The organism is Pontibacter pudoricolor, assembly GCF_010092985.1.
GTDB lineage: Bacteria > Bacteroidota > Bacteroidia > Cytophagales > Hymenobacteraceae > Pontibacter > Pontibacter pudoricolor.
On record NZ_CP048106.1, the window covers coordinates 652,444 to 664,670 of the forward strand.

Genomic DNA, 12,227 nt, shown 5'->3' on the forward strand with positions numbered 1-12,227 from the left:
TCGTAACTTTAAAGAAATATTCCGTTTATATTTCCTGAAACATACTATCGTTTATGGCCGAGTTGCTCTTACAATCTATCCGCGAAAAAGTATCTGCAACCGATGAAGAACTTCTTATCTGCAAGAGTTTTTTCACCCCTAAAAAATTAAAAAAGAAGCAGTTCCTTTTACAGGAAGGTGACGTCTGCAACAGGATGACATTTGTAGAGTCGGGTGCGCTCTTTTCATATTCAACCAGTGCCAAAGGTACGCAGAACGTGATACAGGTTGCTTTTGAAGGATGGTGGATTTCGGATCTGTATAGTTTCTTTACGCAGGAACCCTCAACACTGAACATCGAAGTGCTGGAAGATGCGGAGCTGTTAATGATTGACAGGGAGCAGCATGAACACCTGTTAGCACGAGTGCCCAAATACGAAACCTACATCCGTTTACTTTACCAGAATGCCTACATTGCTTTGCAGCGCCGGGTAGAAAGTACGCTCGGACTCACTGCCGAAGAAAAGTATGTCCGCCTGCTGGAGCAGTACCCAACTATACTTCAGCGCATGCCCCTTCATCTCGTCGCCTCTTATTTGGGCGTAACCCCCGAAACCCTCAGCCGCATCCGAAAACAGATCTCCCTCTGACCTGCTTGACAAAGATCAAGTCAATTTCTTATCATATGTCATTCCGGGGCTGATTTTAGAGCCGTAATTTTGTATGTATATCGCATAGCTATAGTTTGTGTGATCTCAACACAGAATTAATAATCAGGACTGAAAACATGCAACGGAAGCAGTTCATTAAAACACTTGTAACAGGAGTAGTAGGTATGACCACATTAACCGCATTTAACAAATTTACAGATAGCCTTGGCGAGCAGGAACAACTGATGCCCGTACTGTTTATGGGGCACGGCTCACCTATGAATGGCATTTTAGATAACGAATTCAGCCAGAAATGGAAGAAGCTAGCCGGCGAGATACCGACACCTAAAGCAGTGCTGGTAATCTCGGCGCACTGGCTTAGCAAGGGCACCCGCATTACAGCAATGGATTTTCCGCAAACCATCCACGATTTTGGCGGCTTCCCGCAGGAGCTGTTCAATGTGCAGTACAACGCCCCGGGCAATCCGGAGCTGGCGAAAGAAACAGCTTCCATCATCAAATCCACTGCAGTAGAACTGGACCATGACTGGGGACTGGACCACGGCGCCTGGACCGTGATCCGACACATGTACCCTGAAGCCAACATACCGGTTTTGCAGCTAAGTATAGATTATACCAAAGGGCCGCAGTACCATTACGAACTGGCAAAAGAACTGACGAGCCTGCGTAAAAAAGGCGTGCTGATTATGGGTAGTGGTAACATGGTGCATAACCTGCGCATGGTAGCCTGGGACAAAATAAATGAACCGGAATATGGCTATGACTGGGCAAAGCAGATAAATACCACGTTTAAAGAACTGATCGGTAATGGCAGTCACGACAAGCTGATAAAATATGAGCAGCTGGGCAAAGAAGCCATGCTCGCCATCCCCACCCCGGAACATTACTGGCCACTGCTTTATACACTGGGTCTGAAAGGTACTAAGGATGATGTTTCGTTCTTTAACGACAAAGTAGTAGGCGGTTCGCTTACCATGACGTCGGTACTGATTGGGTAAAAGGGTGTATTGCTCTCTGCGTAACTATGAAGCTGTTTAGGGTTTCCTCCTATAGTATTACAACCTGCCGTTGTTGGTGTTTTCACCAACAACTATACTTTTACTAACAAGTACTTGCTGGTGAAAACACGCAGAAAGGGCATCTTGCATCGATTTTCTGAAAACTCTAAACTGGTTCTATATTAAACTATAAACTTATGGCTGCAACTATAGAAACTCCGGAAAACAACCTGAACAAGGATCTGGCACTGCGATATCTGATAAAACCGGCAACTATAACTACCGGAAAGCAGAAAGCGCTTATGCTGTTGCATGGTGTAGGCAGCAACGAGCAGGACCTGTTCAGTCTGGCGAAATATTTACCAACCAACTATACCGTTATTTCTCCCCGCGGCCCTTTTATACTTGGCGAAGGTCGTTTTGCGTGGTACCAGGTAGATTTTTCTTCGGGGAAGCCTGAAATTAATGTTGCCCAGGAAGCGCAGAGCAGAGAAATTATACGGGAGTTTATAGGTCAGGTAAAAGAAAAACATAAGCTGGATGAGGTTTACCTGGGTGGTTTCAGCCAGGGCGCTATCATGAGTTATACGATAGGCTTAACCCAACCAGAGTTAGTTGCAGGCGTACTGGCTTTTAGCGGAAGAATTTTGCAGGAGATCAGACCACTTGTTGCAGAAAAAGCTTTGTTAAAAGATCTGAGAGTATTTATAGCACATGGCACCCAGGATGGTACCTTGCCGGTTCATTACGCCCGCGAAGCTAAAACCTATCTGGAAGATTTAGGCATCAAACCAAGTTACCACGAATTTAATGCCGGGCACCAGATTACAGGTGAAGTTTTAACGGCTGTTTCTGATTGGTTGAAAATATAAAGATGGAGGCAACGAATTAAGTTGCCTTCTCTAACGCTTTTTTAACTGCTGGCGCTACCACGGTGCCCAATAACTCTATCGCACGCAATACACTGGCATGCGGCAATGTACCAACACTCATATGCAGCAGAAAACGGGTATTTCCGAACAATTCATGGTTGTATAAGATCTTATCAATAACCTGCTGCGGACTACCGACAAACAAAGATCCTTCCGGACTACGCATCAACTCATAGTGTTCCCGGTTCATAGGAGACCAGCCGCGCTCGCGTCCGAGTTTGCTCATTACATACGCATAAGGCCCATAGTATTCTTCAGCGGCTTTCTGCGAATCATCTCCGATAAACCCATGAGAATTGATGGCCAGTTGGAGTTTTGAAGGATCGTGACCGGCTTTTTTATACGTCTCTTTGTATAGGTTTGTAAAAGGAACAAAACGTGCAGGCTCCCCGCCAATGATAGCTAATGCCATAGGCAAACCATACGTCGCCGCCCGTACCACAGACTGCGGTGTGCCGCCAACCGCTACCCAGATCGGGAGTTCTTTCTGATAAGGTCTTGGGTATACGCCCCGGTTATCAATAGAAGGCCGGTGTTTGCCTTCCCAGGTTATTTTCTCGCTTTTATTCAGTTGTATCAGCAGCTCCAGTTTTTCAGAGAACAGGGTGTCATAATCTTTCAGGTCGTTTCCGAAAAGCGGAAAAGATTCAATAAAGGAACCGCGACCCGCCATAATTTCAGCTCTGCCTTTCGACAGGAGATCCACATGTGCAAAGTCCTGGAAAACACGAACCGGATCGTCTGAACTGAGCACCGTTACACCACTGGATAACTTTATAGTTTTAGTTTTTACGGCCGCTGCCGCTAATACTACCGCCGGAGACGACACTATATAATCAGGGCGATGATGCTCACCAACTGCAAAAACATCCAAACCTACCTGGTCTGCCAGCTCTATTTCTTCCATCAGGTTACTCATGCGCTCGTACGGGCTCAGCAACTTGCCAGTAGTAGGGTCCGGTGTGTTTTCGACGAAGGTGGTTATGCCAAATTCCATATTATCTCTAAGGGTTTTCTCTAGACTGATTTAATTATAAACTACCCAATGTAAGAATAGTTTTAGCAGCCGTAGCTGTGATCTGAATGGTTTTGATCTACTGTAAAATTCATTAATAAAAAACACTAACCAAAGTTGAAGTACATGCAACGTCTGCATGGTTCGTGTGTCTTTAAGACATAACACCTTAAACATACATAGCACCTAATTCATGAACTATGAAAAAAAGATTACTTCTTTTGCTGGGAATTCTATGCCTTTTCATCAGCACTTCCACAGTCGGTTTAGCACAGGTTACGACTGCAGGCACCGGCAAAATTTCCGGTGTGCTCATGGACTCCCTGACAACAAAGCCGGTAGAGTTTGCTACTATAGCTTTACTTCACAGTGGCTCCACGCAATCGGTGGATGTGAAGCTGACAGACGGGCAGGGCCGTTTTGCTTTCGTTGGCCTGAAAACAGGTAGTTACGACCTGGTCATCAGTTTTATAGGTTATAAGACCAAAACTATAAAGCAGGTAACTATAACCGAACAGAAACCGGAAGTTACCTTGCCGAAGATCAGCTTCAGCCCGGCTGTTACGCAACTGAAAGAAGTAAATGTACAGGCTCTTCGACCAACTATAACCCAGGAAGCGGATAAAATGGTGGTAAGTATAGAGGGCACTGCTTTGGCTGCAGGCAAGTCGGCTTACGATGTGCTGGCAACTTCGCCGGGTGTATTTATAGACCAGGAAGGCAATATTCAGCTAAACGGCAGGGCAGGAGCAACTGTGATGATAGATGGAAAACTGACCTACCTTTCTGCCCGCGACCTACGCTCGATGCTGGAATCCATGGCGGCAGAAAATATCAAAAACATCGAGATCATCACCAACCCATCTGCCCGGTACGACGCGGAAGGCACATCCGGAATACTGAACATAAACCTGAAGAAGAACACTTTATTGGGGGTTAACGGAAGCGCATCCGCAGGAGCGAACTATAACGGAAAGCAGCTTGGCTATAGTACATCAGCAATGGTAAACTATAAAGCCGGCCAGTGGAATTCTTTTCTGAACCTGGATTTGGCGCGACGTGTGTTTGGCCGTGATGCCACCTTTACAAGGGTGTTTAAAGGAAAAGAAAATACTACCTATTTTGACCAGGTTGCCGAAGGAAACGGAATTGTGCAGGGGCCGCCGTTTGTAAGGTTAGGAACTGACTATAGTCTGAACGAGAAGCACTCGGTTGGTTTTATGGGCTACTATGGCACAAATAAACTACATGCAGATTTTCTGACGGATACGTACATGGGCTATGCGCCCAACCAACCGTTTGTTTACGTAGATGCAAACAACTATAACACAAACCGCTTCACTAATTTTACCTCCAACCTACACTATGCAGGCAAGTTTGACACCCTGGGCACCACGCTCTCCGCAGATTTGGATTACGTGCGCATCACGAATAAAGGGTATGCAAACTTCTATAATTTTGAAGATTCGTTGTTAACTGACAGGCCAATCCGGGAGGACTTTTTGTATACCGAAACACCGGGCGGATTTGATATTTATTCCGGGAAGGTTGATTTTAGTAAGCCATTATCGAATGGCAGGAAAATAGAATTTGGAGCAAAAGCCAGTAAGGTTACCTCTGATAACGACTCTCGTTTTTACTTCAATAACGGCGACGCACCTGTGCTGGATACTACGCGAACGAACCACTTTATTTATGATGAAACTATACTTGCAGGTTATATCAACTGGAATAGTTTGTTAGGGAAAAACATAAAGCTACAGGCCGGTTTACGTGCAGAACAAACTATATCGGAAGGCGATTTACGCACTACTAATAAAGTGAAGAAAAGAAACTACCTGGATCTGTTTCCGAGCCTGTTCCTGCAACAGAGGGTAAACGATAACTATGAAATTAACTATAACTATAGCCGCCGGGTGCAGCGCCCGAACTATGGGCAGTTAAACCCGTTCTTTGCTTACCGTGATCCTTACACCTATTGGCTCGGTAACCCGGAGTTGCGTGCGCAGTATACCCATTCGATCGGCATTACGCAGGTGTTTAAGAAAACCTATAACCTGATACTCAATTACCAGTTGCACCAGGATGTAATAGCAGAAATACCGATCATTGAAACGGAGACGTCTACTACTATTTACACGGTAGGTAACGTTGACGACTCCCAGAGCCTGAGCGCAACAGCTATCGCCCCGATCAGGATTCATAAGAACTGGGATACGCAGAACACGTTTTCAGTTTCCTATAACGAGTACAGCGTACTGGTAAATAAGGAGCGGGTTGTAAACGACCGTGTATTTTACATGTTGCAATCTAACCACAACATTGCCTTGCCCTATAATTTTAAGATGGAGATGAACGGTACTTACCAGAGCAAAGGTGCCTACGCCTTGTATGTGGTAGAGCCGCGCTGGTGGCTGAATGCGGGGTTAAAGAAAAGCTTCCTGGAAGATAAACTGGAGGTGACCCTGAATGTGAATGATGTCTTTAAAACCCAGCGTCTGAAGCTTGCCACTAAAATCGGAGAAGGAAATGTGAACGATTTTGATCAGTATTTCAGGCAGCGCAACGTAGCCCTAACGCTTCGCTACAAGTTCAGCAAAGGACAAAAAGTGGAAGAGCGCCGTCGTAATAATTTAGAAGAGTTGAATCGCACAGGAGGTTAGATACTCTTCAGAAGACTTGATTTAAATGTGGAAGAGCCAGAAATGTGCTTCTCAAGGTAATCAGATCTCAGGTATGAACAGCTTCTTTCTCTTTCTGGAAAGGCTTATAAAATTTAAAGTTTACAAAAAAAAAACAGGATAATCACTTCCCCGCAGGAATCTGATTTTTGATCTAATTGAAGACAAAATGCAGTTGCCGCATGCCTGCGTTATTATGTATAAAGCAACAGGCGGAAGTTGGAGTTTAAAAGTTGCAACTATAGTTCAGCTGATCAACTATAGCAGATTACTTCTTAAACTAAAAGGCCATTTTACAAGCTTGTAAAATGGCCTTTTAGTTTACATTGGCACTGCCTGGTGCAGAATTACTAAATCAACTATGTTTTAACCGGAGCATCTGATTCGATCATTTGTTCGAGCAGTTGTTCTACTTTATCTGTTTCCACCACCAGGTGATCCAGTTGGCCTTGTTTGGCATTTGTGGCCTTTTTACCCTGTGCTTTGCAAATTATATATTCATAGTCCAGGTTCAGTTTTGTGGCAATATCAAAAAAAGGCTCAATTACGAATCCTTCGTTAAAGATTTCAACCAGTTTGGTGCCCGGTTGGCAGAAGAGCATACTTATTAAACCTGCACCCGTAGGAGACAGTACAATCTTTGCCTTTGAAAACAGTTTTATTTTATCTGAGATAGATAACTTGCTGGACAGGATAGTGTTAAAACCATATTGGCCGAGCACCTGCTGCAGCTCTCCCTCGTTAAGTATATTCCTGATTGACGAATCGCGTCTGCTGATAAATAAGTAAGGATCGACAGCCTCTTCAACTTGCTGTTGGTCATTTGCTGCTACCGGGAGGAAGGCATTACGGGTATAATCTATCAACCACTTTGGCACCAGTGAATGATTGCCTCTTGGTGCAGTAGAAGCAATAAGGCGGTCTGCTTTAATATGTGGATATTCTTCTCCTGTTATAATTTTATCTCTTGGGATGCCCAGTATTTCTAATGTCTCTGTCTGGTAGCTATAGCGCATACTTGGTACAAGAAACCAGTCCACTTCGTCATAAAGACCACTTTTCTGCAACAGGTGCAGGCGCGGTAGTACATCTAAGAACCAATGTCCGATATTATTTATACCTGCACCACCTGAAAGCATTGTGAACACTGTACCCTTAAAGTACACCGGTTCGGAGAACATTCGTTGTTTAAAGATGCTGTTGTATTCCTGTGGCGTTACTTTGCCATCACGCAGGCTGAGAGACACGTTATCGACTACTTTGTTGTCTTTAGTGATAATGGCTATACTGCTCTCATTATCTGTATGCAGACGCCCGTTCGGTATTTCCGCTACTACGTAGTCAGTAATAACGCTGCGCTCAGGCTTCCAGTACTCTGAGCAAGCCCGGTACAATTCCTCTGATATATCTAAAGTGGTGACATATTTTGGATAAATAATATGCGTTGACACTTCACTTTTTTCAGATTCTGAAATTGCATTTAAAGGAAGTAATAAAAGCACACCAGTAGGACGTAAATATGTACGTATTGGTAAAACTTTCTGTGTGACTTTTCTAAGGCGCTTAATTATTTTAAAAAGTAGTATGTTTAATTGCATAGAGGGAGTTTGCTTCAGTAACATTTAACTTTGCATCTTAAACGATATATATAGAGAGAAGTTAAAGTGTTTTGCTAAAAATGCGAGTTACTTCTGATTTTAAAATTTAGTAGCGCAATAACTGCCTTTTCTTTGTTGGTAGGGAGCGCCTAATTGCACTGCTTTTCCACTTCCTGTATCAGTTTAGCTATAAATTTCTGACACCTGAAACTACAGATCTTCACCCACTTAATTCCCATTGGTGACGGAGGCAGCTTCAGGAGCAGGCAAAAAGGTCTTAGTCAACTCAACCACCTGCACTCCGGATTAAGGCTGCCGGATAAGTTGCGGGCATCCAAGTGAGGCTGCCTGCCGTTATACTGTTCGTAAACAGGTATAAACTACAAGTGGCAGCGTGGAAAATAAGTAGATCTACCCACAGTCACTTCACTAAAAAGCAATCTTATGAAATGGCAAGGCAGAAGAAAAAGCAGCAATATTGAAGACCGTAGAGGGCAATCAGCAGGTGGTTTTGGAGGTGGCAGAGGCATCAGCCCATGTTGCTTGTACCTTTGTTCCGGCTCCTTTTTTCGAAAGTAGGGCTGATAATTGTGGCGGTGCTGGTAGTGGTGATGTTTTTGACAGGAACTAATCCCCTGGATTTATTGCAGCAGTTTGTAGGCGGTCAGCCGCAGTATGCACAGTCAAAAAACTACCAGCCAAGTCCGGAAGAGCAGGCGCTGGCCGACCAGACGGCTGTTGTGCTGGCAGATACAGAAGATGTTTGGAACAAGTTGCTGCAAGGGTACCGGGAGCCCACCCTGGTGCTGTTTTCGGATCAGGTAAACTCGGCTTGTGGACTTGCGTCTGCTGCTACAGGACCATTTTACTGTCCCGGCGATGAGAAACTGTATATTGACCTGGGCTTTTTTGGCGAGATGGAGCGCAAACTGGGTGCTGAAGGAGACTTTGCGCAGGCTTATGTGGTAGGACATGAGGTAGGCCACCATATTCAGAAACTAACAGGCACCATGGACCAGGTAAACGCCATGCGGGGCCAGTTATCCGAAACGGAATTTAACAAGCTCATGGTAAGGCTGGAGCTTCAAGCTGATTTCTACGCCGGTGTGTGGGCCAATCATACCCAAAGAGCAACCGGGTTCCTGGAGCCCGGCGACCTGGAAGAAGCCCTGAATGCAGCAAGTGCCATTGGCGATGACCGTCTTCAAAAGCAAGCTACAGGAAGAGTGGTACCAGACTCCTTCACCCATGGCACCTCTGCCCAGAGAGTGCGCTGGTTTAGAAAAGGCTTCGAGACAGGTGATGTGTCCCAGGGCGATACTTTTAATGCAACTGTGTTATAGTTCAGAAACAGTAATCTTGATACTTCAGCACATGGTTAGGCTTCAGCAGTAATTGCCGAAAGCCATGCTATCATACCGCTAATTGCCCTAATAATCGCTCACTTGAGAGGGTAAGAGTGGTGTTTATGGCAGGCAGCTACCATGTCTTCTACAGAAGTGGCCGGGCGCCTGCTGTGGCGCCCGGCTTCTGCCGGGCAGGAGGACTTCTGAAAGCCCTGCAGGTTAATACTGAAATAGCACGTTTGTCCCGTTGCGTATCCATTTTTCGAAGAATACATTGTCGTTAAACTCGCCTGAAATAAGCACGGAGTCTAATTCGGTTTCCGGGGTGCGGGTGCTCATAAAGCCCGGTAAAACGGTTTGGTTATTTGGTACCCAGTCCATCCCTTTTTTAAGAGCGATGCAAAGGTATTCGTGTGTTTCGGTGTCAACTAAGTATTTTCTGTTCATGGTGTATGTATTTGGTTTATAATTGATTAAAAGCAGCTATGTAACTGCGGCTACCATAAAAAAAGCCTTACAGAATGTAAGGCTTTTTTTGGTGAGCTATAGGTAAGACTAAGCGCGTTTTACGTTCACTGCATTTAAGCCTTTACGTCCTTCCTGCAGTTCAAAAAACACTTCGTCGTTTTCTCTGATCTCATCTACAAGGCCTGAAGCATGTACAAAGTAATCCTGATCTGAATTTGTTTCTTTAATGAAACCGAACCCTTTCAGGTCATTGTAGAATTTTACTGTTCCGTTATTCATATGGTGATTTTGTTATTATATACCTACTACATATTAAGAGGCATATGTATTTGTTATTATTTATAATCTATCTAAAAAGCTGCAATTAGTGGTCGCTGTTTTATCTTATACTGTTATTCCTGATAAAACTTTACTAACTGAACATCCTTAAGAAAGGGAAACAAGCGTTTATATTCACGTTAAAAGTGAAAAGCAACCCGATACAAATCAGGGAGCTTTTCGACAGTTGAATAAACGGAGTCTTACTTTCCGGAGATGATATCTATTATAACCGTACGGTTATAAAAACGCTCTTCGGGGTATTTGTTGTTGAATGGTGCCAGGTTCTGGTCTTCACCGAATCCGTGCACTTCAAAGGTCACATCTTTTCTGCCTGCTTTGGCAAGGCTTTTTTCAATGATCATTTTCACGTCATTGGCACGGGCTAAAGACAGGTTCTTGTTGTTAGTCTCATCTCCGATGATGTCAGTATAACCATGTATGATCACTTTGCCACCATTGGGGATTTTAGGCGTTACAATTTCGGTCAGGTACTTTTCGTAAGTAGTGATCGCTTTTGAATCGTTAAACTCATAGAGCACACTATAGCGCTGGCCTTCTTCGTCTTTGGCAGGCGTCCAGAGTACCATGTTCACAGTAGCTTCTTTCTTCTCGATGTTGCCATCTTCTTTTGTGCCCAGCATTGTTACCAGGTAGGTGCCTTTAGGGCGTGTTCCTAGTATATTTTTGCCTGGTATGCTTACAGTTTCCTGCATGTATGGTCCAAAGTTCTGAACTACACCTTTGTCGTCTGTGATGTTCATCGACCAGGAAGTATAGGCTTTATCAGAGCCGGCAGCAGTAAACGTTACATAACTATCAAGCGGAGCTTCCTGTATGGCAGCTATAGTTACCGGCTTAAGGGCAGCTTCAGGGCCACTCTGGAATTCCATTAACAAAGCTGGCGCGTTACTTTCGATAGACACACGACGGTCGCCTTCACGAAGCAGTTCCAGCTCTTTGGTACCACCCGGCTGTTCCGAAGGTAACTTAGGTTTGTTACGACCTTCTATAGCGATGCGCGAAGCCTGGATACCAAATGTATTTACAAGGTAGCTTTTAACAGTTTCAGCCATTACTTTGCCTTCCTGCGGACCATTCTCTGATGAGCCAACCAGCGTTATAGTTGCCGATGGGTTTTTGCCTAAGCGGTCACCCAATATGTTCAGTACGTTATAGTATACCGTCATTTCGCGGTCAGAGCGGCCGGTCAGCGTTTTAGGTGTAAATACTTCCAGCTGATCTTCTTTGAAGTCTTTTACCTGGTTTTTCTCAAGCAGCACATAACGATTTGGAATGGCTGTAGAACCCTGGTTAAAGAACACATAGTTACGTAGCGGGAAAGTCTCTCTTACCCTGCGGTCTGCCACAATGTTAGTAGGTGAATTTACCGAGAACTGCACATCGTTGGTAGCTATAGTTGCGTTTGGCTTTCCACGTCCTAATTTAAGGGCTGCACCTACACGTAGCGTATTAACCGTCATGGTTTCGATGCTGCGCGGCGACTGGCCAAAGTATGGCTGGTACGTTACAAACGGAGAAAGTACAAGTTGTGTACGGTTGTTCTGTGAGTTAAGCGGAATGTCGTAACCGGCACCCACCTGCATCGAAAGTAATCTTTCTTTTACATCGCTCAGGTCTCCTTTTACAACAGGGTTCTTTTCCTGGTCCGGGTAAGCCGGGTTGGTACCTTGCTCGTATCTGAATTCTTTCTTCACATTAAAGGCCAGTCTCGGGCCACCCATTAAATAGAAACCAGAAGCTTTGAAAGGAGAGAAGCGCAGGCTCGGCTCTACTGTAATGTAGCTAAGTTTGGTACTCAGGTCTGCAGGGCAATCGCAGGCAGTTGTCTGCTCATCAAAAGTGCCTCTGCGGCTATCATAACCTGTTTGCAGCATCAATCCCCATCTCGATTCCGGGCGACGATACTCTATAAGCGGCGCTGCGAAAAGACCTACACCGTTGCCTTCATGGAAAGTTACCGGCGGTGTTAGCTGCGAGTTTAACTTATGAGTAGAACCGTTGTAGAAGTTGAAGTTTGCGCCAGCTGCCGCACCAAACCACCACGATGGTTTCGTGAACGGGGCATCCTGAGCCTGGGCCGGAGCCTGAATTCCTGTAAAGATGATCGTACTAAGAGCTATAGTTTTGAGCGCAAGCTTAGAGGCAGACCACGCTTGGCGCGATCCGGTATTGTTATTTTTGATTGTCATGTTCGTGT

The 12,227-nt window shown here is 44.9% G+C and carries 9 protein-coding genes and 1 pseudogene; 5 read left to right on the forward strand and 5 right to left on the reverse strand.

Going from position 1 to position 12,227, the window contains the following annotated elements; translation table 11 throughout:
• Window positions 1-53: 53 nt before the first annotated feature.
• From GSQ66_RS02805 to GSQ66_RS02815, 3 genes are all read left to right on the forward strand, one after another.
• Complete coding sequence (locus GSQ66_RS02805) at window positions 54-629, forward strand: Crp/Fnr family transcriptional regulator (RefSeq protein ID WP_162426069.1); 576 nt, start codon at window positions 54-56, stop codon at window positions 627-629.
• A 185-nt stretch (window positions 630-814) separates the two neighbouring features.
• On the forward strand, window positions 815-1,648 hold the full coding sequence (gene ygiD, locus GSQ66_RS02810) for a 4,5-DOPA-extradiol-dioxygenase (RefSeq protein ID WP_162428900.1): 834 nt from the start codon (window positions 815-817) through the stop codon (window positions 1,646-1,648).
• A gap of 197 nt (window positions 1,649-1,845) precedes the next feature.
• Complete coding sequence (locus GSQ66_RS02815) at window positions 1,846-2,520, forward strand: alpha/beta hydrolase (protein WP_162426070.1); 675 nt, start codon at window positions 1,846-1,848, stop codon at window positions 2,518-2,520.
• A 16-nt stretch (window positions 2,521-2,536) separates the two neighbouring features.
• Here GSQ66_RS02815 and GSQ66_RS02820 read toward each other — a convergent pair whose 3' ends face one another.
• Window positions 2,537-3,577: an LLM class flavin-dependent oxidoreductase gene (locus GSQ66_RS02820; RefSeq protein ID WP_162426071.1), complete on the reverse strand. Its 1,041-nt coding sequence runs from the start codon at window positions 3,575-3,577 to the stop codon at window positions 2,537-2,539.
• 218 nt (window positions 3,578-3,795) lie between these two features.
• Here GSQ66_RS02820 and GSQ66_RS02825 point away from each other — a divergent pair, with 218 nt between their 5' ends.
• The gene (locus GSQ66_RS02825; RefSeq protein ID WP_162426072.1) at window positions 3,796-6,258 is read left to right on the forward strand and encodes an outer membrane beta-barrel family protein; all 2,463 of its coding nucleotides are present in this window, start codon (window positions 3,796-3,798) and stop codon (window positions 6,256-6,258) included.
• A 377-nt stretch (window positions 6,259-6,635) separates the two neighbouring features.
• On the opposite strand, the gene GSQ66_RS02830 is transcribed toward GSQ66_RS02825, so the two are convergent.
• Entirely contained in the window at window positions 6,636-7,778 is a 1,143-nt protein-coding gene (locus tag GSQ66_RS02830) for a glycosyltransferase family 61 protein (RefSeq protein ID WP_162426073.1), read from the reverse strand.
• Between the two features lie 540 nt (window positions 7,779-8,318).
• Between GSQ66_RS02830 and ypfJ the strand changes: the two are divergent.
• Window positions 8,319-9,217 (forward strand): annotated as a pseudogene (gene ypfJ / locus GSQ66_RS02835) (KPN_02809 family neutral zinc metallopeptidase).
• A 222-nt stretch (window positions 9,218-9,439) separates the two neighbouring features.
• Here the strand turns inward: ypfJ and GSQ66_RS02840 are convergent.
• The 3 genes from GSQ66_RS02840 to GSQ66_RS02850 all read right to left on the reverse strand — a co-directional run bounded on the left by GSQ66_RS02840 (window position 9,440) and on the right by GSQ66_RS02850 (window position 12,219).
• The gene (locus tag GSQ66_RS02840) at window positions 9,440-9,667 is read right to left on the reverse strand and encodes a hypothetical protein (RefSeq protein ID WP_162426063.1); all 228 of its coding nucleotides are present in this window, start codon (window positions 9,665-9,667) and stop codon (window positions 9,440-9,442) included.
• A 108-nt stretch (window positions 9,668-9,775) separates the two neighbouring features.
• Entirely contained in the window at window positions 9,776-9,967 is a 192-nt protein-coding gene (locus GSQ66_RS02845) for a cold-shock protein (RefSeq protein ID WP_162426074.1), read from the reverse strand.
• A gap of 242 nt (window positions 9,968-10,209) precedes the next feature.
• A complete protein-coding gene (locus GSQ66_RS02850) occupies window positions 10,210-12,219 on the reverse strand; it encodes an outer membrane beta-barrel protein (protein WP_162426075.1) in 2,010 nt (669 codons plus the stop codon).
• Window positions 12,220-12,227 lie beyond the last annotated feature (8 nt).

Excerpts from the sequence above, each read along its gene's own strand:
- ygiD (WP_162428900.1), top strand. The coding sequence starts at position 815 with ATGACCACATTAACCGCATTTAACAAATTTACAGATAGCCTTGGCGAG.
- GSQ66_RS02850 (WP_162426075.1), bottom strand. The coding sequence starts at position 12,219 with ATGACAATCAAAAATAACAATACCGGATCGCGCCAAGCGTGGTCTGCC.
- GSQ66_RS02820 (WP_162426071.1), bottom strand. The coding sequence starts at position 3,577 with ATGGAATTTGGCATAACCACCTTCGTCGAAAACACACCGGACCCTACT.
- GSQ66_RS02845 (WP_162426074.1), bottom strand. The coding sequence starts at position 9,967 with ATGAATAACGGAACAGTAAAATTCTACAATGACCTGAAAGGGTTCGGT.
- GSQ66_RS02815 (WP_162426070.1), top strand. The coding sequence starts at position 1,846 with ATGGCTGCAACTATAGAAACTCCGGAAAACAACCTGAACAAGGATCTG.
- GSQ66_RS02805 (WP_162426069.1), top strand. The coding sequence starts at position 54 with ATGGCCGAGTTGCTCTTACAATCTATCCGCGAAAAAGTATCTGCAACC.
- GSQ66_RS02840 (WP_162426063.1), bottom strand. The coding sequence starts at position 9,667 with ATGAACAGAAAATACTTAGTTGACACCGAAACACACGAATACCTTTGC.
- GSQ66_RS02825 (WP_162426072.1), top strand. The coding sequence starts at position 3,796 with ATGAAAAAAAGATTACTTCTTTTGCTGGGAATTCTATGCCTTTTCATC.